This is a genomic window from Pseudomonas moraviensis, from assembly GCF_900105805.1.
Classification (GTDB): domain Bacteria; phylum Pseudomonadota; class Gammaproteobacteria; order Pseudomonadales; family Pseudomonadaceae; genus Aquipseudomonas; species Aquipseudomonas moraviensis_A.
Genome location: NZ_LT629788.1, coordinates 2,233,345 through 2,259,874, shown reverse-complemented (window position 1 = coordinate 2,259,874; position 26,530 = coordinate 2,233,345). Strand labels below are relative to the sequence as shown.

Here is a 26,530-nt window from a genome sequence, read left to right as displayed (position 1 = left end):
CTTACTGTTGAGAGACGGACGTTGCTGATGCCTTTGTTTCAAACCACTTGAATGCCGTTCTGCACCCACAAGTGGTGGCTCGGATCCTCCTGCGCCGTGTATTGAACATAGTCGATGCCGTCGGCTTGCTGCGTGCCATCGGCGACCCAGCCATCGGTCATGTGCACGCTGTCCTTTTCGTCACCCTTGATCAGCAGGGTGTTGTTATCCGAGGACGTGATCGCCAGCAGGTCGCTGAGGTTCAGCGTCAGGGCAACCGCACTGGAATGGTTGAGGTCGAGGATCTCGACGTTGTGGATCTTGCTCTGCAGATCGCCGAGGTTGATCGACACGTCGCCACCGGCCCAGAGCAGGGTGTCGGTGCCGCTGCCGCCATCGACCGAAGCGAACTGCTGGTCGGCGATGATCAGCGTGTCGTCGCCACCTCCACCTTGCAGGGTGACGGCGCCACCGTGGGAGCCGTCGAGAGTGTCGTTGCCCTCGGTGCCCTGGATCAGCTCGCTGCCAGCGGCGTGGGCCAGACCCAGGTCATCGCTGGCCAGCGCCGAGAACGCGGTACTGGCGAAAGCGCCGGCCTTGTTCAGGTCGATGGTCAGCGTCGCGGTATCGACCGTACCGTTCGGGTGGGTGAGCTGATAGGTGAAGGTGTCTTCCTGACCGATCACCGCATCGGTCAGCCCAGCCTTGAGTGTGTAGGTGTAGTTGCCGTTGGCCTGCACCAGCAGGGTGCCGTAGTTGCCGACCAGCGAGACGCCGTTGTAACCCGGCGCCACGTAATTGCCGGCGACCAGTACGCTGAGCAAGGTGTACACCGAGCCCAACACATCGGCACCGCCGCCTGCGGTGTCGGTGAGCAGATTGCCTGACACCGGCGTGTAGCTGCCGACCACGAACTGGTTGTTGTAGGTCGCCACGTTGATCAGGCTGGTGTTGACGCTGGTCAGCAGTCCGAGGCCGCCGACCGCCACCCGCACCTGATAGCTGCCGGCGGTCTGGTCGTCGAACTTGATCCCGTAGTTACCACCGCCGAGGTTGAGCAGGGCGTTGCCGCCGTAGCTCTTGACCAGCACATATTGGTTGGTCGCGGTGTTGAGTTTGTACAGGCCCACTGTCATCGAGCCGAGCAGTGCCAACAGGTTGCTCGAGTTGACCACCACGGTCAGGTCACTGACGGTATCGGCCGCGACCACGGTGTTGTAGTTACCGCTGCCGCCGCCCAGCAGCACATTGAACGTGCCGAGCGCGGAGTTGGTGGTGACTTCGCGGTTGACCAGAGTGACGTCGGTCGAGGCGATGTCCGGCGTCGCATCCACCACCAGTGCCGGGCTGCCGAGGTTGGCGTCATTCCACACTTCGGTGGCTTGCGGGCTGTCGATGCGCACATACAGATTGGCGGTGTCGCTCAAGCCGTTCGGGTGCACCAGTTGATAATTGAACACATCGACTTTGCCGACGCTGCCCACACTGCCGTTCGGTTTGTAGCTGTAGTTGCCGTTGGCGTCGATCGTCAGCGTGCCGTACAGCCCTTGCACGGTGGTGCCGGCACCGGCGCTGACCCAGGCGCCGTTCTTGAAGATCTGCAATTGCGCGCCGTTGTCCGGACCGGTCTGATCGACCGTGCCATCGACCCCGACGTTGGTGATGACGTTGCCGGTCACCGCCGGCCCGGCAATGCCGTTGAACTGGGTCAGGCTGCTGACGTCCAGTTGCAGCTGGGTATTGACCGTGGTCAACACGCCGATGCCGGTGCTCGACACGGTCAGTCGATAATCGCCTGACAGCAGGTTACCGATGTCGACCCGCACACCCTGGCCGGCCAAGGCAATCAGATCGAGCAGGCCACTGCTGCCGTTGACATCCAGGGTGACCCAGTTGCCGCTGGCATCCTTCACTTGCAGGGTATAGACCACGCCATCGATCAGCGAAATCAGGCTGCTGGTAGTCAGCGTCAGGGTCGGATCAAGACGCGTACCGCCGGCGACGGTGAAGGTGAAGGTTTTCGAGAACCCGGCCAGCAGGGTGGTGAACGAATCGTTGAAGGTCTGCGACGCGGTGACCGGGGCCAGCGTGACAGTGCCGACGGCGAGGTTATCGCTGGCGACCACTGGCGCGTTGACGTCGACATCCGGCGCGGTGACGTTGGCGGCCACCGAAACGTTGCCACGTGCGTCGCTGAGATTGACGGTGAGTTTTTCGCCGTTGATCTGCGCACTGTTCAGGGTGACGGTGAACACCCCGAGGTTGTTGACCGTGCCGGTGCCCAGAACGGTGCCGGTGGCCGACTTGATGGTCACCGTGGCGCCGGCCTCACCGGTACCGGTGACGGTCAGGCCGTCGGCACCGACCAGCAGCGCCGTGGCCGCCGCCGGAGGCGTGAGGTCCGGTGCCGTTGCGGTTGCCGCTGCCGATACGTTGCCGCTCGGATCCGCCTGAGTGACGCTGAGCACCTGACTGTTGATCTGCGCCGACGCCAGCACCACCGAGAAGCTGCCATTGGCGGCGACGGTCGCGGTGCCGAGTACCACACCACCGGCGCCACGCACGCTGATCGTCGAGCCGGGCACGCCGACGCCGGTAAGCAAGGTGCCGCTGCCGTTGACGCTGACGCCGGTCGGTGCGCCGGGGGCGGTGACGTCCGGTGCTGTCACGCTGGCGTTGGGCGACAGATTGCCGGCCGGGTCGACCAGGCGCACGGTCAACAATTGCCCGTCCAGTTGCGCGGTGTTCAGGTTGAAGCTGAACGTGCCACCACTGCCCACGGTGGTGGTGCCAAGCAGCGCGCCGCCCGGGCCGTAGACGTTGACCGTTGCACCGGCTTCACCGGTACCGCTCAAGGTCAGACCGTTGGCAGCGAGCGTCAGACCGCTGGCCGCGACTGGCGCCTGCACATCCGCTGCCGTCAGGTTGAATACCGGCGACAGGTTGCCCGCCGGGTCTGCCTGCTGAACGTTCAGCTGCTGGCCGTTCAGTTGGGCGCTGGACAGTTGCACGGTGAACGTGCCGCCGGCATTGACCACGGCGGTGCCGAGCACGGTGCCCGCCGCATTGGTCACGCTGACTGTGGCGCCGGCTTCACCGGTGCCGCTGACGGCCAGGCCGGTACCGTTCAGGGTGACATTGCTCAGCGGTGCCGGCGCTGTCGTATCGGCGACGCTGAGGTTGGTCGCTGGCGAGACGTTGCCCGCCGCATCACTCTGCGTGACGCTCAGTTGTTGGCCATTGAGTTGTGCGGAGGACAAGGTCACCGAGAAAGTGCCATTGCCCGCTACTGTCGCAGTGCCCAGCACCGCGCCGCCGACACCGCGCACGGTGACGGTGGCGCCGGCTTCACCGAGCCCGCCGAGCACCAGACCGGCGCCGCTGAGCACCAGCGCCGTCGGAGCCGCCGGAGGGGTGATGTCCGGCGCGGTTACGTTAAGGCCGGGCGAAGTGTTGCTGGACGCATCGGTCTGAGTCGCATTGAGCACCTGACCGTTGACCTGCGGCGCATTGAGCTGCGCGCTGAAGGTGCCGTTGGCGCCCACCGTCGCATTGCCCAGCACCACGCCGCCAGCGCCGGTGATGGTCACAGTTGCGCCGACTTCGCCGCGACCGGTGACCAGTGTGCCGCTGGCGTTGACCGCCAGATCGCTGAGTGGCGCCGGCGCCGAGGTGTCCCCCGCGGTGATTTCAGTCGGCAGCGACGCGCCGCCTAGTGCGGTGTTGGCGGTAACTTCCAGGCTCTGGCCGTTGGTTTGCGCCGGCGTGAGCACTACGCTGAAGGTGCCATCCGCGCCAGTGACGCCAGTGCCGATCAGACTGTTGTCAGGCCCGTAGACATTGATGGTGGTGCCGATCGCCGCCGTACCGGTCAGCGTCACGCCGTCGGCTGTCAGCACAAGATTGTCCGGCGCATCGGGTGCTGGAACCGCCGGAACGGTCAGGATGGCGTCTGCCGAGACGTTGGTTGCGACGTCGGTCTGATTCACCGTCAGCACCTGGCCGGCGGTGATGCCCGGATCCAGATCGATCAGGAATGTACCGTTGGCCGCCACTGTGCCAGTGCCGACCACATTACCCAGCGCGTCGGTCACTTCGACCGTCGCGCCGGCTTCGCCACGACCGGCGAGTTGGGTCAGATCGCCGCTGATGGTCAGACCGGTGACGGCGTCCGGAGCGGTGGTGTCAGCCGCCGGGTAGAGCAGCACCGGCGATACGTTTTGCGCCTCATCCGTTGCGATCACCGACAACAACTGACCGTTGGCCTGGGGCGGATTCAGGGTGATTGTGTAGGTGCCGTTGCCCAGCGCCACCGCTGTGCCGAGCACGGTGCCGTTGGCAGACAACACGGTGACGGTGCTGCCGGCTTCGGCGGTCCCGGCGAGCAAAGTGCCGGCGCCGGTCAGCGAAGTGACTGTTGGCGCGATCGGTGCGGTGCTGTCCGGCGAGTCGACCAATACCGGCTCGGACAGGTTGTTTTGCGCGTCGGCTTGCACGACGGACAGTGCGCGGCCATCGATCTGCGCGGCGGACAGGGTGACGCTGAAACTGCCGTCTGCGGCCACCGTCGCGGTGCCGAGCACCACGGTGCCGTCGCGCACGGTGACGGTTGCCCCAGGCTCGCCGGTACCGGTTACGGCCAAGCCATCCGGACTGACGTTGAGGTCGGCGACTTCCAGCGGATCTGTGGTGTCGCCTGCCTGCACGGGCGCTGATGGCGAAGTGTTCGACGCCAGATCGGTCTGGTTGACGCTCAGCAGCTCACCGTTCACCTGCGGCGGATTGAGGGTCACGCTGAACGAGCCATTGCCGGCCACGGTTGCCGAGCCCAGCACGGTGCCAGTCGCGCTGAGCACGCGTACGGTGGCGCCAGCTTCACCGGTGCCGGTCAGCGTCAAGCCGTCGGCAGTGAGCACCAGGCCAGTGGGCGCGGCCGGCACGGTGACGTCCGGTGCAGTGACGGGGACGATCGGCGAGGGATTGCCCGCCGCATCACGCTGGATCACCGACAGGGCTTCGCCGTTGAGCAGCGGTTGATCGAGGGTGACGTTGAAACTGCCGTCGGCCTGCACGGTGCCAGTGCCGACGATCGTGCCCAGCGCGTTGGTGACGACCACTTGCGAGCCCGCCGCACCGGAACCGGTGATCAGGCTGCCGCTGGCGTCGATATCGACGTCGGTCAATGCGGCAGGAGGCGTGCTGTCAGGTGCCGTCAGAGTGCCGGCAGGCGAGGCATTGCCGACCGCATCCGCCAACACCACGAACAGCGCCTGGCCATTGGTTTGCGCCGGGGTCACGTTGATCTGGAAGCGTCCATCGCTGCCGACGGTGCCGGTACCCAGTTCGGTGCCGTCCGCCGCTGTCACCCGCACAGTGGCGCCGACTTCGCCGGTACCGGTGAGCGTGTCGCCATCGGCATTCAGCTGCAGCTCGGCCGGGGTCGCCGGCGGGGTCAGATCCGGCGCGACGACGGTCACCGGCGCGCTGACGTTACCGGGTGGATCGGCCTGCTGCACGCTGAGAATCTGTTCGTTGATCTGCGGCGGATTGAGGGTGACGCTGAAGGTGCCGTCGCCGAGTACCACGCTGGTGCCGAGCAAGGTGCCGTTGGCATCGCGCACGGTCACGGTCGCGCCCGGTTCGCCAGTGCCGATGACCAGCGCACCCGACGAGTTGATGTCGACGTTGGCGAGCGGATCGGGCGGAGTGAAGTCCGGTGTGGTCAGGCTCACGGCAGGCGAGTCGTTGCCAGCCGCATCGGCCTGGACCACGGTGATCACTTCGGCGTTGGTCAGCGCCGGGGTCAGGGTCAGAGTGAAGGTGCCGGTCGGGCTGACCACGGCGGTGCCAAGCACGTTGCCGTCACTGTCGATGACTCGAACCTGCGCGCCCGGTTCGCCGCGCCCGGTCAGGCTTGCACCGTCGCCGCCGATGGTCAGTTGCGTGACAGCCGCTGGCGCTGTGCTGTCGACTGAGGTGAACGGTGTGGCCGCCGAAGTGTTGCCCGCCGCATCTGTCAGCGATACGGTCAGTGCCTGACCGTTGGCTTGCGGTGTGGTCAGGGTGATCGCAAACGTGCCATCGATGCTCACGGTGCCGGTGCCGACCAGCGTACCGGCGGCGTTGTACACATTGACCGTGGTGCCGGCCTCGCCGGTACCTGACAGCAGCGCGCCGTCAGCGCTTGCCACCAGCGCCGCTGGCGGATTGGGCGCGATCAGGTCCGGGGCGATCAGGTTGACGCTGTTGGATTCGTTGCCGGCGGCGTCGGCCTGGCTCAGGCTCAAAGTCTGGCCTGCGGTTTGCGCCGGGCTGAGGGTGACGCTGAACGTGCCATTGGCTGCCACTACGGCGCTGCCGAGAACAACCCCGCCGGTGCCGAGCACCGTTACGGTTGCACCAGCTTCACCGCGACCGGTCAACGCAGTACCGTTGGCTGCCAGACTCAGTTCGCTCAGCGGGGCTGGCGCAGCAATATCGGCAGCGGTGTAGTCGGTCGGGGACGAATTGACGCCGGTGCTCGACGTCGCTACGGCAGACAGCTGTTCGCCGTTCAGTTGTGCGGCATTCAGCGTGACGCTGAAGGTGCCATTCGCCGCTACCAGCGCGGTGCCGAGCAACACGCCCGAGGCATTGCGGATGCTTACGGTGCTGCCAGCGGTGGCCGAGCCGGACAGAGTCAGGCCGTCAGCGCTCAGGGCCAGATTGGTCGGTGCGCTTTCCGCCAGATTACCCGGCGCGGTGACCGGGCTGGCCGGCCCGGTGTTGCCAGCGGCGTCGATCTGCACCACGGAAAGAGTCGAACCGGCCACGGCTGCTGGAGACAGGGTGACGCTGAAATTGCCGTTGCTGCCAACGGTGGCGGTGCCCAACAACGCACCGCCGGCGTCACGCACTTCTACGCTGGCGCCGATTTCGCCGATGCCGGTGAGCGTGGCACCGTTGGCGCTGACTGCCAGATCGCTGGCCGCCAACGGGGCGCTGCTGTCGGCAGCGTTGACAATGGCCGGCGCCGATGGATTTCCCGCCGCGTCGGTGGCCGTCACGTTCAGCGCCTGGCCATTGGTCTGCGGGCTGTTCAGCGTTATTTGAAAGGTGCCGTTTGCAGCGGCCGTGGTGGTGCCGAGAAGATTGCCCTGGCTGTCGCGCACGGTCACCGTGCTGCCGGCCTCGGCATTACCGGCCAGTTGCACGCCAGCCGCGTTCAGGGTCAGCGCGCTCGGAATTGCCGGCGCAGTCAAATCCACCGAGATGACTTCAACCGCCGTGGACACATTGCCCGGCGGATCCTCTTGGGTGACGGTCAGCACTTCGGCATTCAGTTGTGGCGCGTTGAGGGTGACGGTAAACGCGCCGCCACTGCCGACTTGTGCGGTACCGAGCAAGGTACCGTCAGCGCTGCGCACAGACACGGTGGCGCCGGGTTCGCCGTGGCCGGTAACGGTGACGCCATCGGCATTCACGGCGACTTGGGTCAGTGCCGCCGGTGGACTGATGTCCGGCGCATTGACGCTGGTCGACGGCGAGACATTGCCGGCAGGGTCGGTCTGGCTGATCGCCAACGCCTCGCCATTGGTCGGTGCTGGCGCCAGGGTCACGCTGAACGAGCCATCCGCGCCGACCACGGCGCTGCCCAGCAGAACGCCGTCGGCGGTGGTGACATTCACCGTTGCGCCTGCTTCACCAGTGCCGCTGAGGGTAATGCCATCGGCGCTGATCAACGGATTCTGCACGGCGGCCGGTGGGGTGCCGTCGACGGTGATCACGCCGGTGGACGGCGAGGTGTTGCCGTTGGCGTCGGTCAGGGTGACCTGCAGGGTTTCGCCCGTGTTCTGAGCATTGGGCAGGGTGACCTGGAAATTGCCGCTCTGATCGACCAGACCAGTCGCCAGGACATTGCCGGCGGCATCGCGCACGGTCACGGTGCTGCCGGCTTCGCCCTGGCCTTTGACCACGGTGCCGACGTCATTGATGCTGACACCGGTAGCGGCGGCGGGCGGTTGCAGGTCCGTAGCGATGATGCTGGCCGGTTGCGACAGGTTGCCGGCGGCATCGCTCTGGACCGCCGTGAGCGCCTGGCCATTGAGCTGCGCCGGGGTCAGCGTCAGGCTGAAGGTGCCATTGCTGGCGACCAGTGCAGTACCGAGCACGGTGCCTGCCGGGTCGGTGACGGTGACCGTTGCGCCGGCCTCGCCGCGACCGGTCAGCGCCGTGCCGTTGGCATTCAGCACCAGATTGGTCACCGCGTCCGGCGGTGTGCCATCGGCAGCGGTGACGGTGCCAGGCACCGACACATCACCGTCGGGGCTGGTGGCGGTGACTTGCAGGACTTGCGCATTGATCTGCTTGACGCTGAGCAGCAGGGTGAAGCGCCCGAAGCTGTTGATCAGGCCGGTGCCCAGGACATCGCCATTGCTGTTGGTCACTGTCACCGTGCTGCCAGGCGTGCCCGCACCGGTCAGGGTGAAACCGTCGGCACTCAACGCCAGATCGCTCGGCGTGGCGACTTGAGTGCCATCGGGACCTGCCAGCGGCACCGCCGGCGAGTCGTTGCCGCCGCCGTCAGTGCTGATCACTTCCAGAGCGCTGCTAGTGCCTGCCGCTGGATCCAGTGTGACGACGAAGCGGCCATCGGCACCTGCCGTTGCGGTGCCCAGGACGCTACCGCCGGCAATGCTCACGGTGACGGTGGTGCCGGGCTCTGCGAGACCGGACACCTGTGTGCCGGCGGGATTGATCGCCAGATCACTCACCGCCGCCGGCGGCGTGCTGTCCGGTGCGCTGACGCTACCTGGCAGCGAACTGTTGGTGCCGTCCGACACCACCACCTGCAAGGCTTCGCCATTGGTCTGGGCGGTATCCAGATTGACCGTGAATGCGCCCGTGCCGTCAGCGGTCGCGGTACCGATGACGTTGCCGTCGGCATCCAGCACCTGCACGGTGTTATTCGGCTGCGTAGTGCCAGTGACTGTGGCGCCTGCCGGGTCGATGACCAGCCCGGTCGGTGCGGGCGGCGCGGTGATGTCGGGTGCCGTGACCGGAGTGACCGGCGAGGGCAGGGCGCTCGCATCGGTCTGGATGACGCTCAATACCTGCCCGTCGAGCTGGGCTGGACTCAGGTTGACGGTAAAACTACCGTCGCTGGCAACTACCGTGGTGCCAAGCACCGAGCCATCCGGCGCGCTGACCGTGACGGTGCTGCCGGCCTGTCCGGTCCCGCTCAATGTCACGCCGTTGCTGCTGAGCACGACGTTGTCAGGTGCGAGCGGCGCCGTGGTATCCGCTGCCGTCAACGGCGTGTTGGGAGAAACGTTCACGCCGTCGGACTGGCTTACTTGCAGTTGCTGACCATCGATCTGCGGGCTGTTCAGTGTCACGGAAAACGCGCCGGTACCGTCGACGATCGCCGTGCCCAGCGTGTTGCCGGCCGCGTCCTTCACCGTCACGGTGGCGCCGGGCTCGCCTGTACCGCTGAGCTCAGTGCCGGTGGCGTCCAGCGCCAGATCCGATGGCGCGGCGGGGGCCTGAATGTCGGGCGCTTCAACCGGTACCGCCGGGGAGCCTGTGGGCGAGCCATCGGTCTGCACGACGCTGAGGTTCTGACCATTGGTTTGTGGTGAGGACAGCGTGACTTCGAAGCGTCCGTTGCTGCCGACCACCGCCGTTCCCAATACCACCCCGCCCGCATCGGTGACGGTAACGGTGGCGCCGGCCTGACCTGCGCCGGAGACCACTGCGCCGTTCGCCGAAATGCTCACATCAGACACCGCAACCGGAATCGTCAGGTCGGGTGCGGTCACATTGACCGGCGCGGACGGGTTGCCACTGGCGTCGGTTTGAATCACTTGCAGTTGTTGCGCGTCGGTCTGCGCGGTCGAGAGGTTGACGGTGAAATTGCCATCGGTACCGACCGTGCCGGTGCCAATGATGTTGCCCGCCGGATCGCGCACGGTGATCGAAGCGCCGATTTCACCCTTGCCGGTGAGCGTCTGTCCCTGACCATCGAGAGTGAGGTCGGACACCGCCGCCGGGCCCTGGGTGTCCGGCGTCACATAATTCAACGGCGGGGAGGTATTGCCGGCGCTGTCGCTTGCACTGATCTGCAACGTATCGCCATTGTTCTGTGGCGTGCTCAGTTGCACGGTAAACGTGCCGTCCGCTGCGACCACTGCCGAGCCGAGCAGATTGCCGTTGGCATCGCGGACAGTCACCGTCGATCCGGCCTGGCCGCGCCCGCTCAATCGGGTGCCGTCCACGCTCAATGCCAGATCGCTCGGTTGGGTCAGGCCATCAAGGTCGACGGCGATGATGGTAACGGCTGGCGAAGGATTGGCGGCGGCGTCGGTGAGCTGCACGATCAGTGCTTCACCGTCGATTTGCGCCGCGCTGAGCTGGACGCTGAACGAGCCGTCGGCTGCGACGAGCGCTGTGCCGAGCACCACCCCTTGCGCATTGGTGACGCTGACGGTGCTGCCGGGTTCGCCACGGCCAGTGACTGACAGCCCGTCATTGCTGACGGCCACCTCGGTTGCAGCGGCGGGACCCGTGATGTCCGGCGCATTCAAGGTGACTGTCGGCGATTGCGCACCGACGCTATTGATTGCCACGATGCTGATGACTTCGCCATTGGCTTGCGCGCGGATCAGCGTGAGTATGAAAGTACCGTCAGCACCCACCGCCGCACGCCCGAGCAATTCACCATTGGCGGCGCGGACCTCGATGGTGGTTCCCGCTCGGGCGGTGCCGGTCAGTTGGCTGCCGTCGCTGCTCAGGCCCAGATTGGCCGGCGTCTGTGGTTCGACGATTTCCGGTGCGCTGACCGTCGTGGCCGGCGACGCATTTCCGGCCGCATCGGTGGCACTCACGCTTAGCGGCTGACCGCCGGTTTGCGCAGGGCTGAGCACAACGCTGAAGGTGCCGTCCGCTGCCACGACGGCGCTGCCGAGCAGGGTGCCATCGGCGCCGCGCACCTGAATGGTCGCGCCGGCTTCACCGGTCCCCCCTAGCCGCGTGCCATCGGCGCTCACACTCAGATTGGCTGGCGCCGTGGGCGCGGTCGTATCGGGTGCGGTAATCGTACCTGGCGTGGACACGTTACCCGCAGGGTCGGTCAGCGTAACGTCCAAGGGTTGTCCATTGTTCTGCGGCGTCCCCAGGTCGACCTGGAAACTGCCATCGGCGCCGACGGTTGCGGAGCCCAGAAGATTACCCGCCGCGTCGCGCACCTGAACCACACTGCCCGCTTCGCCAAAACCACTCAGCACTCGCCCGTCCGCGGACAAGGTCAGTCCGGTCGCAGCAGCAGGGGGCGTCGCGTCGCCAGCGTTATCACCGCCGCCACCACCACCGCCGCCGCCGCCACCCGCAGCGGCCGCCGCACCACCCGCGCCCAACAGACCGAGCCCGGCAATCGCCCACGCGGGCGTTGCGCCGTCGACCACGCCGACGCCGGCGATCAGTTCGTCGAGCGAGTCAATTTCCTCGAAGGTGAATCCGTTGAACGGTTCGGCGCTGTAGCGCGCCTGCCACAGCGTCGCGTCGTCGCCTTGAAAAACAATGTCATTGGGTACGCCGTCAGGGCTGGTGACAAAGAAATTGGAGATTTTGATTTGCTCGCCAGACTTCAGATTGACGATCAAATCCTGACCGCTGCGACTGGTCGACGCCAGTTGGTCCGGACGCACCGGCATTTGTATAACTGACGGCTGACTGAGCTGAACATTGCCCCAGTTCTGGGCAGTGAGCTGAGAATTGGCTTTGTCGGCAATGACGATGTTGTCCATTACTACTCCCTGTAAATGGTGGGCGGACGTCCACGGATGGTTTTAAAACCATAGATAGGGAGTTTGAAATGAGGCTGCCTGATTTTTGGCGATTCCGTTGATTGGCATTTTGCCAACTTTTATCTGTTTGAAATCAATGGATATTCAGGCAGCTACCGTTTGTCGGGACGTTGGATCCAACCGATATTTGGATGCAACAAAATGTGTCGTCTTTTACATTTCCACAATGGCTCGCAGAAAAATGATGACGTGAGGAGTGACGGGTAATGGCCAATCAATATCGGAGTGCCGACTTCCGATGACGACCTGCGCAGTCACCCATCTGCGAAGGTATTAATCAATAAGCGCAGGAAGTGCGAAAGGCTTTGTATAAGAAATCGGGCTTTTTCGTTTCAGCGGATTTTCAGGCTGTCGAGCATTTCATGCGCTAGCTATCGATCGCTGAAGTGATCGAACGATGTCCCGGGCTGATTGATCGGTAACATTTCCGGGGTGTTTATCAAACATATGCGGCGCACCAGGGTAGACATGCAGCTCGACGGCAACACCGGTGCGGGACAGACGCATGGCGAATGCCACGTCCTCTTCCAGAAACAGATCCAGCGCCCCGACGGCCAGAAACGTCGGGGGCAGGTTACTCAAGTCCTCCTGCAGGGCCGGTGAGAACCAGCCGATTCGCGAGTCATCCAGCGCGTGGTTGCCGCGCAGGCACTGCCAGCAGAACTGGTTGGCTTGTGGCGGCCAGCCAATCACTCCGGTCGTACCGTTTTGGTGAGGCGAAGCAGAGCTGCCCGAGCGGTAATCGAGCATTGGATAAATCAGCACCTGGCTGGCGATGCAATATTCGCCGCGATCGCGCGCCAGGATCGCCAGCGCTGCTGCCAGACCTGCGCCGGCACTGTGCCCCATGACAATCACTTTGTCGGCCTCGATATTGAGCGCTTGCTGATGGGCGAAAACCCAGCCGAGGGCGGTGTAACAATCTTCGAGGGGAATGGGGAAGGGGTGTTCCGGGGCAAGGCGATAATCGACGGCGACGATGATTGCCGCGAGTTCGTCGGCGAGATCGGCCAGATAGTCATCGGCCATTTCCGGCCTGCCGAGGACGAAACCTCCGCCATGCAGATAAAGGATGACTGCCGGTTTTTTTTCCCGTGCCGCGCTGGCGGGCCGGTAGAGGCACAGGCGCAAACCCTCGCCGTCGTGGGCCGTTGTCCATAGGCTTTCACAGCGCGCTTGTTGTTCGGATTTGAATGTCCCGTGAACACGTTCTCGAATCGCCGGCAGCGTGTCCAGCGTCCAGGTTTCTGCGCCGGGAGTGAGAAAACTGTTGAAGTCGGGATCAAGCAGTTCATGTGCTTTCACGTTCTGCCTCTCTTTTTACGGATAAGCGGGCGCCCCGAATCGAAGCGCCGCTCCTGATGAAGTTACAGCCAGGCCTTGATCTGCGCGCAGACGGCCGGGGTCGAAATGCCATAGCGATTATGCAGCGTCGGCAGGGCGCCGGCGTCGAGGAAGGCGTCGGGCAAAGCGATCTGTCTGAAGGTGGGCGTCACGCCGTTGCGCAACAACAACCCGGCAACCGCTTCGCCCAAACCACCGATGATCGAGCTGTTTTCCGCGGTGACCACCAGACGCCCGGATTTGCGTGCTTCGGCGAGAATGGTTTGCTCATCCAAAGGCTTGATGGTCGGCACGTGCAGGACGGCTACATCAATGCCATCGGCCTGCAATTGCTTGGCCGCTTCCAGTGAACGCATGGTCATCAGGCCGGTGGAGATGATCAGCACATCATTACCGGTGCGCAGGGTCTTGGCCTTGCCGATCTCGAATTGGTAACCGTACTCGTCCAGCACCAGCGGCACATTGCCGCGCAGCAAGCGCATGTAGACCGGACCTTGGTGCGCAGCGATGGCCGGCACGGCCTGTTCGATTTCCAGCGCATCGCACGGGTCGACAATCATCAGGTTGGGCATGGCGCGGAAAATCGCCAGGTCGTCGGTGGCCTGGTGGCTCGGCCCGTAGCCGGTGGTCAGGCCGGGTAGGCCGCAGACGATTTTGACGTTGAGATTTTCCTCGGCGATGGCCATGCAGATGAAGTCGTAAGCGCGGCGCGAGGCGAATACCGCGTAGGTGGTGGCGAAGGGCACGAAACCTTCGCGCGCCATGCCGGCAGCAGCGCTCATCAGCAATTGTTCAGCCATGCCCATCTGGTAGAAACGCTCCGGGTGCGCCTTGGCGAAGATGTGCAGGTCGGTGTACTTGGACAGGTCAGCAGAGAGCCCGACGATGTCCGCGCGCTGCTCTGCCAGTGCCGCGAGGGCGTGGCCGAACGGTGCCGAGCGGGTCGCCTGACCCTCGGAAGCAATCGAGGCAATCATCGCCGAGGTGGTCAGGCGCTTTTTCACCGGCTCGCCAGTAGAAGTCGAAGTCGAAGTGTTGGCGGCGTTGCTCATTGGTCTTTTCCTTCTGCAAGATTGCTCAGTGCCAGGTCCCATTCGTGTTCTTCGACGCGAATGAAGTGATTCTTTTCCCGGTTCTCCAGAAACGGCACGCCTTTGCCCATTTTCGTGTCGCAGATGATCACCCGCGGTTGATTGCCCCAATGCTGGCGTGCGGCATCGAAAGCAGTCACCAGTGCGTCAAGGTCATTGCCATCGACGCGCTGGGTAAACCAGCCAAAGGCTTGCCAGCGATCGACGATGGGTTCGAACGAAAGAATCTCGCTGGAGTAGCCGTCGGCCTGCTGGTTGTTCACGTCGACGATGGCGATCAGGTTGTCGAGCTTCCAGTGCGAAGCCGACATCACCGCTTCCCAGGTCGAGCCTTCATTCAGTTCGCCATCGGACAGCAAGTTGTAGACGAACGAGGACGAACCTTTGCGCTTGAGTCCAAGGCAAGCGCCGACCGCGATGCCCAGGCCCTGACCCAGCGAGCCGCCGGTGATTTCCATCCCTGGCGTGTAGGCGGCCATGCCCGACATCGGCAGGCGGCTGTCATCCGAGCCGTAGGTTTCCAGCTCATCGAGGGGGATGATTTCGGCTTCGATCAGCGCTGCGTAGAGAGCGATGGCGTAGTGGCCGATGGAGAGATAGAAGCGATCGCGCTGCTCCCATTGCGGATCTGCCGGGCGATGGTTCATCGCATGAAAGTAAGAGACCGCCAGCAGATCAGCCGCGCCGAGGGCCTGACCGACGTAGCCCTGACCCTGAACCTGGCCCATGCGCAGCGCGTGGCGGCGAATGTTGTGCGCGCGTTCGGTCAGGCTCGGCGATACAGCGTGTGAAAGATTAGTCGTCATGATGAAACTCCGTTAACTCAACGATTGACCAAAGCGGCGGGAATGCGCAGGACCAGACTGGCGCCGAGGAACAGCACACCGGTGATCAGGTACATGCCGATGGCACTGGAGCCGGTCAGGGTGGTGATCCAGCCGATCAGATAAGGCGAACAGAAGCCGGCGAGGTTGGCGAAGCTGTTGACCGCCGCAATGCCGGCAGCCGCAGACACCCCGCCGAGCAGCGTGGTCGGTAGCATCCAGAACAATGAGGTGGCAGACAAAATGCCCGAGGCGGCGAGGCACAGACTGAGGATCGACAAGGTCGAATTGCCGCCCATCATCGCTGCCAGGCTCAAGCCGATGGCCCCGGCGATCATTGGCACGATCAGGTGCCAGCGGCGCTCGCGATGTTTGTCACCACTGCGCCCGACCAGGAGCATGGCGGCGATGGCGCACAGGTAAGGCAGGCTGGTCAGAAAACCGATGTGCAGCGGATCGGAAACCCCCGCATTGCGCACCAGTGTCGGCAGCCAGAATGTGATTGCGTATTGGCCCATCACCACACAGAAATAGATCGCCGCCAGCAGCCACAAGCGTCGGTCGCGGATGAACTCGCCGACCGAGGCGTGGGTGACCTTTTGCTGGTCGTCTTCGGCCAGTTCGCGAGTGATCAAGGCTTTTTCTTCGTCATTGAGCCAGGTCGCCTGATGCACGCCGTCCTTCAGATAGCTCAGCACCAGCAGGCCGACGACCACGGTGGGCACCGCCTCAAGGACGAACATCCATTGCCAGCCGGCCCAGCCATGCACGCCGGCAAAATGGTTCATGATCCAGCCCGAGAGCGGGCCACCGACCATGCCTGACAGCGGAATGGCGATGAACCACAACACCGTCATGCGCGCCCGCCGATAGGACGGAAACCAATACGTCAGGTAGAGCAACAGGCCCGGTGCCAGGCCGGCTTCGGCAATCCCCAGCAGAAAGCGCAGGGCATAGAACTGCCAGGCGGTTTCGACGAAGGCGAACAGCGCCGAGACGATGCCCCAGGTGATCATGATCCGCGCAATCCAGACTCGCGCGCCGACCTTGTGCAGGATGATGTTGCTGGGCACTTCGCAGAGGAAATAGCCGATGAAGAACACGCCGGCGCCCAGTCCGTAGACCGTTTCGCTGAGGGCCAGATCATTCATCATTTGCAGTTTGGCGAAACCGACGTTGACCCGGTCCAGATACGCGCACAGGTAGCACAGCATCAGGAATGGCATCAGGCGCCAGGCCGTTTTGCGATAGGCAGAAGAACGCACGGTCGAAACCGCTTCGAGCGACAGGGTAGTCATGATGGTCTGATCTCTTGTTTTTATTGACCGCCAGGCCATCAGGCCCGGCTGCGTCATCGATCCAGAACCGCACGGGCCACGCGGGCCCGCCCAGAGGTACTCAGTGAATCAGCATGCCGCCGTTCACATCGAGGGTGATGCCGGTCAGATAAGCGGACAGGTCGCTGGCCAGAAACAGCGCGGCGTTGGCAACATCCTGCGCTTGACCCAGGCGACCCAGCGGGATGCCTTCGATGATGGCGTGTCGACGTTCGTCCTGCATCAGGCCGCCGGTGATGTCGGTGTGAATCAGCCCCGGGGCGATGGAGTTGACCCGGATGTTGTCCGGCCCCAGCTCCCGCGCCATGGCTTTGCCCAGACCCAGCACCCCGGCCTTGGCCGCGCTGTAATGCGGGCCGCCGAAGATGCCTCCGCCGCGCTGGGCAGACACCGACGACATGCAGACGATGCTGCCGCGAGACTGTTGCCGCATCAGCGGAATCACCGCCTGCGACATCAGCAGTGTGCCGCGCAGGCTGACGTCCAGCACCTTGTCGTAGTCCGAAGGACGAATATCAAGGGTCTTCAGCGGTTGGGTGATGCCGGCGTTGTTGACCAGAATATCAATGCGCCCGAAGTGCTCGATGATGGCGGCGACGGCTTGCTGAACCTGCGCTTCGTCGGCCACGTTGGCCGCCAGGCCGAGATGACCTTCGCCCAGTGATGCGGCGGCGTCCCGCGCGGCGGCGGCATCGAGATCGAGAATCACCACGCGAGCGCCGTGTTGCGCAAACGTGGTCGCGGTGGCGCGGCCAATGCCAAGGGCAGAAGCGGCACCGGTAATGATTGCGACTTTGTCTTGAAGAAGCATGGAGGAGGCCCTCGAATTGTTTTTATTGGGTCGGTCTGTGAAAAACCGATGACTCAGCTTGTCCTTCGAGGGGAGGGTGAGCAATAACGCGAAAATCACTCAATGCTGAAAAAAATTCAGCACTCGTCAGGCCTGCTCGCAGATGGTTGAATGAAACCGGTCCGTACATCACAAGAAACCACCACGGAGTCCCCATGCGTCCTGAGACTGAGGCACCTATCGTCCTGCCACCGCTGAAAGCAATTCAGGCCTTCGAGCAAACCGCGCGCTTCGGCAATGTCGCCAGAGCGGCAGAAGTATTGGACCTGACGCCGTCGGCCGTCAGTCACCAACTGGCGAAACTTGAAGGGATGATCGGCCGGCAGTTATTTGTTCGCGCCGCTCGGGGTGTCTCCCTGACGCCGGTCGGCGAGCAGTACCTCAAGGAAGTCTCCGGCATTCTGCACAGCCTCGCCGTTGCCACTGAACGCGCGGCCAGCGACGTCAGCCTGGATTGCCTGCGTCTGCATTCGTCACCAAGCTTTGGCCTGCTCTGGCTGATGCCGCGCCTGGAAGCGTTCCGCGCCAGTCATCCGGACATTCAGATCAATCTGTCGTGTTCCTATGAATCGCTGCACTTCAGTCGCGACAAGATCGACGTCGATATCCGCCATGGTCTGCCGAACTGGCCAAGCTATGAGGTGCGTACGGTCAGGAACGAAACATTCGCGGTGCTGACCTCACCGAAACTGCTCGCGCAACGACCGGTACGCGGCGCGGCGGATCTGCTCGAATGCGACCTGATTTTATCGGAAGCGACCCTGCTCAAATGGCCGCAATGGTTTGCCCAGCATGGCCTGGCGCGTCCGGAACGCCCTTACGCATTGAGCTTCGATCGTTCGTACATGTCGCTGGAAGCGGCGAGTCATGGCTTGGGTTTCGCGCTGGAAAGCACATTGCTTGCGCAGAAGTATCTGGCGGCGGGCACGTTGGTGGAAGTGGCGCCTGAGTCGCTGAGTGCTGCGGTGGCAGCGCACCATTTGGTATTTCCCAAGGCGCATTCCAGCTTCCCACGGGTCCGGCGTTTTCTGGCGTGGATGGAGAGCGAATTGGGCCATGAATTCGCCTATTGAGTCGGAGTCAATTCTTTCAAACTCTCTGACGCGGCCAAGGTCAATCCATTACCGGTCTTGATTATTCACATCAGAGGTGAAGGAATGGATAACTACCACATCAACAAAAACCAGCAGCATTGGGAACTGGTCAAAGAGGGCGCGCAGCGTGCGTCCAAAACGGCTGAGACCAAAGCCGAGATCACCCAGATCGCCAGTGACTATCTGCAGGGTAAAACTGCCTCTCTGAAAATCCACAAAGAGGACGGCACGATCCAGGAAGAGCGCACCTTTCCGCGCGCCGCCGATCCGCGAAAAACCAAAGGCTGAGTCTGCGTATGGTCATTGCATGTCTGGGATGGGGGTCGCTGATCTGGAAACCGCAGGGTTTGCCGCTGGCGAGCGAATGGTTTGCTGATGGCAGCGCCAGGTTGGGGTGGTAATGATGAACGCTCGGCGCCAGGCGCAGATTGTCGCGATCTTTGACCAGTTGTTGGCACTGCGAGAAAGCGTGGACATTCTTCAGCATGTGGAGAACGGTAGCGTTGAGTCGCTTCGTGGCCATCAGACCGTCGACGCCCCCGAATCGCTGGATCTGGTGTTTCAAAAGCTGCATGAGGACATCGCCAGCATGGAGGAAACGTTGGCGACTATTGCCGAGGCTACCGGCGATGTGTCGAAGTTGTGAGGGTTTCGCGGGGTTGCCATTCAAAAGACGAGGTGCCTGATCTGACGCCTTCGCGAGCAAGCGCGCTCCCACAGGGTTTTTCATACACCGCCTGATTGCTGACCCACCCCGAACCCAATGTAGGAGCGAGCCTGCTCGCGAAGGCGGAATGTCAGTAAACGGTGCATCAACTGACAGACTGCTATCGCGAGCAGGCTCACTCCTACAGGGTTTTTCATACGCCGCCTGATTGCTGACCCACCATGAACCCAATGTGGGAGTGAGCCTGCTCGCGAAGGCGGAGTGTCAGTCAACTGGGCATCAACTGACAGACTGCTATCGCGAGCAGGCTCACTCCTACAGGGGTTTTCATGTACCGCCTGATTGCTGACCCACCACGAACCTAATGTAGGAGTGAGCCTGCTCGCGAAGGCGGAGTGTCAGTCAACGGTGCATCAACTGACAGACTGCTCTCGCGAGCAGGCTCACTCCTACAGGGTTTTTCATACGCCGCCTGATTGCTGACCCACCATGAACCCAATGTGGGAGTGAGCCTGCTCGCGAAGGCGGAGTGTCAGTCAACGGTGCATCAACTGACAGACTGTTATCGCGAGCAGGCTCACTCCTACAGGGTTTTTCATACGCAGCCTGATTGCTGACCCACCACGAACCCAATGTGGTAGCGAGCCTGCTCGCGAAGGCGGAGTGTCAGGCAACTGTGCATCAACTGACCGATTGCTATCGCGAGCAGGCTCACTCCTACAGGGTTTTTCATACACCGCCTGATTGCTGACCCACCATGAACCCAATGTGGGAGCGAGCCTGCTCGCGAAGGCGGAGTGTCAGGCAACTGTGCATCAACTGACCGACTGCTATCGCGAGCAGGCTCACTCCTACAGGGTTTTTCATACACCGCCTGATTGCTGACCCACCACGAACCCAATGTAGGAGCGAGCCTGCTCGCGAAGGCGGAGTGTCAGTCAACGGTGCATCAACTGACAGACTGCTATCGCGAGCAGGCTCACTCCTACAGGGTTTTTCATACACCGCCTGATTGCTGACCCACCACGAACCCAATGTGGGAGCGAGCCTGCTCGCGAAGGCGGAGTGTCAGTCAACTTTGCATCAACTGACAGATTGCTATCGCGAGCAGGCTCACTCCTACAAGGGGGCTGGGTCTCTCATCACGCGCAGCGCATCCACCACCAGTGAAAACGCCGGCGACGGTTGGCGGCGGCTGGGGTAGTAGAGGTGAAAGCCGCCGAAGGGTTCGCACCAGTCTTCCAGGACCCTGACCAAGCGGCCTTCAGCCAGATGCGCGCCGAACTCGTCTTCAGGCAGATATGCAACCCCCAACCCGCTCACAGCCGCGTCGGCGATATGCACAGTCGAGTTGAACACCAGTTGGCCGTCGACCCGCACTTTCAGCTTCTTGCCCTGACGCTCGAATTCCCAGGCATCGACACCGTCGTAGGTTGGAAAGCGGATGTCGATGCAGCGATGCGCCGCCAGATCGCGTGGGTGTTGCGGGGCCGGGTGCCGGGCAAAGTAGCTGGGCGAAGCGACCACGGCCATGCGCAGTGGCGGTCCGATCGGCACGGCAATCATGTCCTGGGCGACGGTATCACTGAAGCGCACGCCTGCATCGAAGCGGTCGGCGACGATGTCGCGGAAACCATAGTTGATATCGAATTCGACTTTGATATCCGGGTATTGCAGCAGTAGCGGTGTCAGCTTGGGCAGCAGGGTGGTCTTGATGATGTTGTCGCCGCAGGTGATGCGCACCGTGCCGGCGGGCTTGTCGCGCAACTCGGTGAGAGCGTCGAGTTCGGCTTCGATTTCATCGAAACGATGGCCGACCGTGTGCAACAGCCGTTCACCCGCCGCTGTCAGTGACACGCTGCGTGTGGTGCGCGTTAACAGGCGAATCTTCAGACGTGCTTCGAGCGCCGAGACTACCTGGCTCACCGCCGATTGCGTCACGCCCAGTTGCACCGCCGCGCGGGTGAAACTGCCGGAGCGGGCTACTGTGACGAAGGCGAGCAGATCGTTGAAGTTGGGTTTGGCCATGGTGCGCGCTCGGGTTGATTGATTAGCAGCGTTTATAACCGCATTAAGCACTCATTAGCTAATCAAAGCCTCGAGCCTGCGCAACAATATCTCCATCCCGGCCTCGCCTGGTTTCTCGATCAAGGACGCCCCCATGAAACGACTGTTCGTACTGCTCGGGTTTCTCCTGAGTTCATTCACTGCATTCGGAGCTGACATGTCCCACGGTGCCGATAATTTCTTTAAAAGCGATAAGGTGACCGTGCAGAAGGTCAGCTTCAAAAACCAATATCAACTCACGGTCGTTGGCAACCTGTTCATGCCCAAAGGGCTGGATCCTGCAGCGCGCAGCGCAGCGATTATCGTCGGCCATCCGATGGGCGCGGTAAAAGAGCAGAGCTCCAATCTGTATGCGCAGAAACTGGCGGAGCAGGGCTTCGTCACCCTGTCGCTGGACCTGTCGTTCTGGGGCGAAAGCGAGGGCGCGCCGCGCAATGCCGTCTTGCCGGACATGTATGCCGAGGACTTCAGCGCCGCCGTCGATTACCTCGGCACACGGCCATTCATCGACCGCGAGCGCATCGGCGTGCTGGGCATCTGCGGCAGCGGCAGTTTCGTCATCAGTGCTGCGAAAATCGATCCACGCATGAGGGCCATCGCCACGGTCAGCATGTACGACATGGGCGCGGCCAACCGTGACGGCCTCAAGCACTCGCAAACGCTGGAGCAGCGCAAGCAGATCATTGCGCAAGCGGCCGAACAGCGTTACGCAGAGTTTTCCGGCGGCAAAGTCGAATATACCGGCGGCACGGTGCTGGAACTGAAGGCCGACACGCACCCGATCCAGCGCGAATTCTTCGACTTCTACCGCACCCCGCGCGGCGAATTCACCCCGGCCAGTTCGACCCCGCAACAGACCACGCGGCCAACGCTGAGCAGCAACACCAAGTTCATGAACTTCTATCCGTTCGTGGATATCCAGAGCATTTCGCCGCGCCCGATGTTGTTCATCGCCGGCGCCGACGCACACTCCCGAGAATTCAGTGAAGAGGCGTTCCGGTTGGCTGGGCAGCCGAAAGAATTGGTGATCGTGCCGAATGCCGGCCATGTCGATCTGTATGACCGGGTTGATCTGATTCCTTTTGCCAAGCTGACACAGTTCTTCAAGAGCAACCTGAAGTAGCTTTCAGGCGACGGAGCAGAGGCATGCAAATCTTCGCGGGAATCTGGATGGGATGTGTGCTGATGCCATGGATGTCTTTTGCTCTGTCTGCCACTACCTCTGCGCAGGACACTACGATGTGGATGACTATCGGAAAACAGCGCTTTGCCATTGCCCTGGATGACAACCCGAGCACTCGGGAATTGCTCACGCGTTTGCCGCTGAGCCTGGACATGACCGACCTGCACAGCAATGAAAAATACGCCACCGTGCAGCCGCCATTGCCCACTCAGCCGTACCGGCCGGGCACCATCCACAATGGCGATTTTCTTTTGTATGGCGACGATACGTTGGTGGTCTTCTACAAAACCTTCGATTCGTCTTACCGCTATTCGCGTCTTGGTCGCATCGACCGGCCGCAGGGCCTCGCCGAGGCCTTGGGGCGCGGCGATGTGCGGGTGACGTTCACTTCTGATGAGTGAGGAGAGTCTTTGATGAATCGGAACACGCTGCATCAACGGCGCCTTCTTCGAGCCCTGGCCCTCGGCTGCGCGGTGCTCGCCAGTGCTGCCTGCGTGAATCCTCTTTGCGCCAATCCTTCCCGATCACCGGAGAAACCGATCATGAAAGAACAGCCTTTGACCCCTAAGCAACTGGCGATCGCCCCGATTGCCGCCAACACGGCCGCCGGCGACATGCCGCGTTTGCACGACGCGCTCAATCGCGGCCTCGACGCTGGGCTGAGCATCAGCGAAACCAAGGAAATTCTGGTGCAGCTGTATGCCTACGCCGGCTTCCCGCGCAGCCTCAACGCCTTGTCCCTGCTGATGAAAGTCGTGGAGGAGCGCGCTGCGCGGGGCATCGAAGACGTGCCAGGACGCGAGCCTGGTCCGGTTCCGTCGGGGTATGCGCTCACTGAACTGGGCACCGACAATCAGACCCGTCTGGTCGGCGCGCCAGTGTCCGGCCCGCTATTCGAATTCGCCCCGGCGATCGATCAGTTTCTGAAAGTGCATCTGTTCGGCGACATCTTCGCCCGCGACAACCTTGCATGGACGGATCGAGAGTTGGCGACTGTTGGTGCACTGGCGGCAATGGCTGGAGTGGAATCGCAGCTGGAGTCGCATCTGAAGATCAGTCTGAACGTGGGACTGACGGTCGAGCAGTTGCGTCAGGTGGCGCAGGAACTGGAGGCGCGCGGGGATTTGCAGGCTGCTGAGCGGGTGAGCGCGGGGCTGGACAAAATCCAGCGGTGAGGGCGGTTCGGATTCATCGCTGCCCTCTTAGTGCGATTCTTGTATTGCGCGCTGGCGCCGACTCGCTCCCGGCGAGTTTCCCGTGATGCGCTTGAACGCGCGACTGAACGCGGCCTGGGAGGTGTAGCCCAAGCGTTGCGCCACTTCTTCGATCGGCAGCCTTTCCAGCGTCAGCCACTGACTGGCCAAACGCATTCGCAGTTCGGTGGCGTAGCGCAGCGGCGGGGTGCCGAGGGTGGTCTGGAAGCGTTCGGCGAAGACTGAGCGTGAGGTGTTGCAGAGCGTTGCCAGTTCGGCGACGCTCCAGTCGCGGCCCGGTTGCTGGTGCAAGGCCAGCAAGGCCTGGGCCAGACGTGGGTCGCGCAGTGCGGCGACGAGACCGGAGGCATTGCCGCAAGCGCATTCGACCCAGCCGCGAACGATCATCGCAGCCACGACGTCGGCAAGGCGGGCGAGAATGCCGGCGAAGCCGATGCGCGCTGCGCTGACTTCGCGTTCCATGGTCGCGAGGATCGGCATGAGGCCCGGATAGCGCTGGCCGCCTGCGTCGATCAGCATCAGTCCCGGCATCAGCCGACCGAGGCCTTGCAGGCTGCCGAGTTCGAATTCCATGCAACCACTGAAGAGCAGGGCGCTATCGGGCGAATCGGTGCTCTGCCCGACCTGAACCGCACAGACCGTGTCGCCGAGTGGCGCGGCAACGGCGCTGGCAATGTCCTGCACCTCGGCGCCGGGGTGTGACAGCAACTGGTGCGCAGCACCGTGGGCGATGAATACCGCATTGCCCGCCGACAATTCGTACAGACTGCCGTCCTCAAGCTGCAACACCGTCGAACCAGCGGCCACGAAGTGGAAATACGCATGGCCGGACTTGTCGCTGAAACCCAGGCCATACGGCGGACCGGCGTGGATCCGCCGGTATTGCACGCCACGCAGACGCATGCTGCGCAGCAACTCAGTGATGAGGTCCGAGGACAGTGAAAAGGGATCAGTGCTGCTCATGTTCGGGGTTTCGATCAAAAGTTCAAGACTGTGCATCATAGATCATCCGGTTTGCCACCCATAGACTGCGCTTTTGAAATGTCTGAGGGAGTCTTGCGATGAATGATTGTGTATGTGACGGGCGATCCGCTGTGGGTGCGCACGCTGACGAGGAGCCGCTGGTGCCTGCGTGGATGGCGGTGTTTTCACTCGCGATGGGGGTGTTCGGTCTGCTCACGGCGGAATATCTGCCGGCCAGCCTGTTGACGCCGATGGCGCTCGATCTCGGCGTGAGCGAAGCGTTGGCCGGACAAGCTGTGACGGTGACAGCGGTGGTCGCGCTGTTTGCCGGATTGCTGGTGCCAGGATTGACCCGCAGCCTTGATCGGCGCTTGGTATTGCTCGGTTTTTCGGCTCTGATGATCGCGTCGAATCTGCTGGTCGCATTCTCGTCCAGTCTCGCAGTGTTGCTGATCATGCGAATCCTTTTGGGCATCGCCCTGGGCGGATTCTGGAGCATGGCGGCGGCCGTGGCGATGCGCCTGGTCCCGGCGGCGCTGCTGCCCCGCGCGCTGTCGATCATCTTCAGCGGGATCGCTGTGGGTACCGTGGTGGCGGTGCCGTTGGGCAGTTACCTCGGCGGGCAGTTTGGCTGGCGCAGTGCGTTTTTCGCAGCGGCGGCGGTGGGCGTGGTGACGCTGATGTTTCAACTGTTCACGTTACCGAGTCTGGCGCCGCACCGTCCGTCACGCCTGCGCACGGTACTGGAGGTTTTGCTGCGACCGGGTATTGCCATCGGCATGTTCGGCTGCGTGTTGGTGCACACCGGTCACTTTGCGTTGTTCACCTACATCAGGCCATTTCTGGAAAGCACCACCGGCGTCGGCCCGCAGACGCTGGCACTGATGCTGCTCGGTTTCGGCGTGGCGAACTTTGCCGGCACGCTGTTCGCCGGGTGGCTGTTGCAGCGCAGTCCACGGGCAACCCTGGTGCTGATGCCGGTGCTGGTGGGCGTTGCCGCTCTGGCGCTGGTCGGCTTCCCGGCCTCAGTCACCGGGCAGGCGGTGCTCCTGGCGCTCTGGGGGATGGCTTTTGGTGGTGTGCCGGTCGCGTGGTCGAACTGGGTGGCGCGTTCGGTACCCGATCAGGCCGAAAGCGCAGGCGGCATGGTCGTCGCGTCGGTGCAGTCGGCGATTGCCGCAGGCGCTGCCGCCGGCGGTTCGGTGTTCAGTTTCAGCGGCATCAATGGTGTGTTTGTCGCGGCCGGCATTCTGATGTTGCTGGCCGCGTTGCTGATAGCACTGAAGGTCAATGTCGACGTGCCGGAGCCGGGCTCGGCAGCGGTGCCGGTGCATCTGTGATTTGATCAGAGAGGGCTGCGAGTGGCGGCAATGTCCCAGGTTTGCATGATCCGAGTAATGGCAGCATCGATGCTTTCCAGCGCGGTGTTGTCTCTGGCGAGTATGGATATGCCTTGCAGGAAACTGTCGAATACCGTCGCCATCGCCGCCGAATTTGTGTCGCTGGCCAGCTCACCGGCACTCACAGCGCGCTCGACGCAGGCTTGAATTCCCGCGCGGGTGCGCTGGCGTGAGTGGGTCAGGGATCGCACCACGTGGGCATTTTCCGGGCTTGGTGCGCTCATGACGCCCAAAGTGACCATGCAGCCCTTGGGATGCGCGTCGTCGCACTGCATGCGTGCCGACTGGCGCAACGCGCTCTCGATGGCGTCGCGCGGTGCCAGACTTTCGTCCCACAGGCATTCGGTGACTTGCGCGTAGGTCGTCAGATAACGCTGCACACATTCATCGAACAAGGCTTCCTTGGAACCGAACGCGGCGTAGAAGCTCGGCGCTGAAATCCCTCCGCCAAGTCCGGCCTTCAATTGGGCGAGCGATGTCGCGTCGTAGCCGTGTTGCCAGAACAGCTGCATGGCCTGATCGACAGCGTCGTCGCGATCAAACTGACGGGGGCGACCGGTTCTCGCCATGGCAAAGCTCCTCGTTGAATTCATATAAAGACTAGTCGATACAGAAATTGTTGACAACGCTCCTTGTGCGCCTTCAGGATCTAGATCGATCGGTATTTATATCAG

At 62.7% G+C, this 26,530-nt stretch carries 16 protein-coding genes; 7 read left to right on the top strand and 9 right to left on the bottom strand.

Annotation, left to right across the window (positions count from 1 at the left end; genetic code table 11):
- Nucleotides 1-38 precede the first annotated feature (38 nt).
- The 6 genes from BLU71_RS10095 to BLU71_RS10070 all read right to left on the bottom strand — a co-directional run bounded on the left by BLU71_RS10095 (nt 39) and on the right by BLU71_RS10070 (nt 17,229).
- Nucleotides 39-11,762 (bottom strand): BapA/Bap/LapF family large adhesin, encoded by an 11,724-nt coding sequence (locus BLU71_RS10095; protein WP_083352973.1) that lies wholly within the window; start codon nt 11,760-11,762, stop codon nt 39-41.
- Between the two features lie 420 nt (nt 11,763-12,182).
- Complete coding sequence (locus BLU71_RS10090; RefSeq protein WP_083352972.1) at nt 12,183-13,127, bottom strand: alpha/beta hydrolase; 945 nt, start codon at nt 13,125-13,127, stop codon at nt 12,183-12,185.
- A 62-nt stretch (nt 13,128-13,189) separates the two neighbouring features.
- Nucleotides 13,190-14,218, bottom strand: a complete 1,029-nt coding sequence (locus tag BLU71_RS10085; protein WP_083352971.1) for a transketolase family protein — start codon at nt 14,216-14,218, stop codon at nt 13,190-13,192.
- On the bottom strand, nt 14,215-15,063 hold the full coding sequence (locus BLU71_RS10080; protein ID WP_083352970.1) for a transketolase: 849 nt from the start codon (nt 15,061-15,063) through the stop codon (nt 14,215-14,217). The genes BLU71_RS10085 and BLU71_RS10080 overlap by 4 nt, the downstream gene beginning before the upstream one ends.
- Nucleotides 15,064-15,080: 17 nt before the next feature.
- Nucleotides 15,081-16,379 carry an MFS transporter gene (locus BLU71_RS10075; RefSeq protein WP_042610267.1) on the bottom strand — a complete coding sequence of 433 codons (1,299 nt, stop codon included), beginning with the start codon at nt 16,377-16,379 and terminating at the stop codon, nt 15,081-15,083.
- Between the two features lie 100 nt (nt 16,380-16,479).
- The gene (locus tag BLU71_RS10070) at nt 16,480-17,229 is read right to left on the bottom strand and encodes an SDR family NAD(P)-dependent oxidoreductase (RefSeq protein WP_083352969.1); all 750 of its coding nucleotides are present in this window, start codon (nt 17,227-17,229) and stop codon (nt 16,480-16,482) included.
- 194 nt (nt 17,230-17,423) lie between these two features.
- Between BLU71_RS10070 and BLU71_RS10065 the strand changes: the two genes are divergently transcribed.
- The 3 genes from BLU71_RS10065 to BLU71_RS10055 all read left to right on the top strand — a co-directional run bounded on the left by BLU71_RS10065 (nt 17,424) and on the right by BLU71_RS10055 (nt 19,008).
- Nucleotides 17,424-18,341 (top strand): LysR substrate-binding domain-containing protein, encoded by a 918-nt coding sequence (locus BLU71_RS10065; protein ID WP_042610269.1) that lies wholly within the window; start codon nt 17,424-17,426, stop codon nt 18,339-18,341.
- Nucleotides 18,342-18,425: 84 nt separating this feature from the next.
- The gene (locus BLU71_RS10060; protein ID WP_042610270.1) at nt 18,426-18,650 is read left to right on the top strand and encodes a DUF2188 domain-containing protein; all 225 of its coding nucleotides are present in this window, start codon (nt 18,426-18,428) and stop codon (nt 18,648-18,650) included.
- A gap of 115 nt (nt 18,651-18,765) precedes the next feature.
- Nucleotides 18,766-19,008: a hypothetical protein gene (locus tag BLU71_RS10055; RefSeq protein WP_042610409.1), complete on the top strand. Its 243-nt coding sequence runs from the start codon at nt 18,766-18,768 to the stop codon at nt 19,006-19,008.
- A 1,140-nt stretch (nt 19,009-20,148) separates the two neighbouring features.
- Here the strand turns inward: BLU71_RS10055 and BLU71_RS10050 are convergent.
- The gene (locus BLU71_RS10050; protein ID WP_042610271.1) at nt 20,149-21,057 is read right to left on the bottom strand and encodes a LysR family transcriptional regulator; all 909 of its coding nucleotides are present in this window, start codon (nt 21,055-21,057) and stop codon (nt 20,149-20,151) included.
- 133 nt (nt 21,058-21,190) lie between these two features.
- On the opposite strand from BLU71_RS10050, the gene BLU71_RS10045 reads away from it, so the two are divergent.
- The 3 genes from BLU71_RS10045 to BLU71_RS10035 all read left to right on the top strand — a co-directional run bounded on the left by BLU71_RS10045 (nt 21,191) and on the right by BLU71_RS10035 (nt 23,454).
- Nucleotides 21,191-22,219 (top strand): alpha/beta hydrolase, encoded by a 1,029-nt coding sequence (locus BLU71_RS10045; RefSeq protein WP_083352968.1) that lies wholly within the window; start codon nt 21,191-21,193, stop codon nt 22,217-22,219.
- 122 nt (nt 22,220-22,341) lie between these two features.
- Nucleotides 22,342-22,680: a cyclophilin-like fold protein gene (locus BLU71_RS10040; RefSeq protein WP_223259146.1), complete on the top strand. Its 339-nt coding sequence runs from the start codon at nt 22,342-22,344 to the stop codon at nt 22,678-22,680.
- 12 nt (nt 22,681-22,692) lie between these two features.
- The gene (locus BLU71_RS10035) at nt 22,693-23,454 is read left to right on the top strand and encodes a carboxymuconolactone decarboxylase family protein (protein ID WP_083352967.1); all 762 of its coding nucleotides are present in this window, start codon (nt 22,693-22,695) and stop codon (nt 23,452-23,454) included.
- A 27-nt stretch (nt 23,455-23,481) separates the two neighbouring features.
- Here the strand turns inward: BLU71_RS10035 and BLU71_RS10030 are convergent, their stop codons facing one another.
- Entirely contained in the window at nt 23,482-24,492 is a 1,011-nt protein-coding gene (locus BLU71_RS10030; protein ID WP_083354322.1) for an AraC family transcriptional regulator, read from the bottom strand.
- A gap of 62 nt (nt 24,493-24,554) precedes the next feature.
- Between BLU71_RS10030 and BLU71_RS10025 the strand changes: the two genes are divergently transcribed.
- Nucleotides 24,555-25,796 (top strand): MFS transporter, encoded by a 1,242-nt coding sequence (locus BLU71_RS10025; RefSeq protein ID WP_083352966.1) that lies wholly within the window; start codon nt 24,555-24,557, stop codon nt 25,794-25,796.
- Between the two features lie 5 nt (nt 25,797-25,801).
- Here BLU71_RS10025 and BLU71_RS10020 read toward each other — a convergent pair whose 3' ends face one another.
- Nucleotides 25,802-26,425, bottom strand: coding sequence for a TetR/AcrR family transcriptional regulator (locus BLU71_RS10020; RefSeq protein ID WP_083352965.1), 624 nt, complete (start codon nt 26,423-26,425; stop codon nt 25,802-25,804).
- Between the last annotated feature and the right edge of the window lie 105 nt (nt 26,426-26,530).

Excerpts from the sequence above, each read along its gene's own strand:
- BLU71_RS10055 (WP_042610409.1), top strand. The coding sequence starts at position 18,766 with ATGAACGCTCGGCGCCAGGCGCAGATTGTCGCGATCTTTGACCAGTTG.
- BLU71_RS10065 (WP_042610269.1), top strand. The coding sequence starts at position 17,424 with ATGCGTCCTGAGACTGAGGCACCTATCGTCCTGCCACCGCTGAAAGCA.
- BLU71_RS10075 (WP_042610267.1), bottom strand. The coding sequence starts at position 16,379 with ATGACTACCCTGTCGCTCGAAGCGGTTTCGACCGTGCGTTCTTCTGCC.
- BLU71_RS10020 (WP_083352965.1), bottom strand. The coding sequence starts at position 26,425 with ATGGCGAGAACCGGTCGCCCCCGTCAGTTTGATCGCGACGACGCTGTC.
- BLU71_RS10080 (WP_083352970.1), bottom strand. The coding sequence starts at position 15,063 with ATGACGACTAATCTTTCACACGCTGTATCGCCGAGCCTGACCGAACGC.
- BLU71_RS10070 (WP_083352969.1), bottom strand. The coding sequence starts at position 17,229 with ATGCTTCTTCAAGACAAAGTCGCAATCATTACCGGTGCCGCTTCTGCC.
- BLU71_RS10025 (WP_083352966.1), top strand. The coding sequence starts at position 24,555 with ATGAATGATTGTGTATGTGACGGGCGATCCGCTGTGGGTGCGCACGCT.
- BLU71_RS10040 (WP_223259146.1), top strand. The coding sequence starts at position 22,342 with ATGACTATCGGAAAACAGCGCTTTGCCATTGCCCTGGATGACAACCCG.
- BLU71_RS10035 (WP_083352967.1), top strand. The coding sequence starts at position 22,693 with ATGAATCGGAACACGCTGCATCAACGGCGCCTTCTTCGAGCCCTGGCC.
- BLU71_RS10045 (WP_083352968.1), top strand. The coding sequence starts at position 21,191 with ATGAAACGACTGTTCGTACTGCTCGGGTTTCTCCTGAGTTCATTCACT.
- BLU71_RS10030 (WP_083354322.1), bottom strand. The coding sequence starts at position 24,492 with ATGCACAGTCTTGAACTTTTGATCGAAACCCCGAACATGAGCAGCACT.
- BLU71_RS10060 (WP_042610270.1), top strand. The coding sequence starts at position 18,426 with ATGGATAACTACCACATCAACAAAAACCAGCAGCATTGGGAACTGGTC.
- BLU71_RS10050 (WP_042610271.1), bottom strand. The coding sequence starts at position 21,057 with ATGGCCAAACCCAACTTCAACGATCTGCTCGCCTTCGTCACAGTAGCC.
- BLU71_RS10085 (WP_083352971.1), bottom strand. The coding sequence starts at position 14,218 with ATGAGCAACGCCGCCAACACTTCGACTTCGACTTCTACTGGCGAGCCG.
- BLU71_RS10095 (WP_083352973.1), bottom strand. The coding sequence starts at position 11,762 with ATGGACAACATCGTCATTGCCGACAAAGCCAATTCTCAGCTCACTGCC.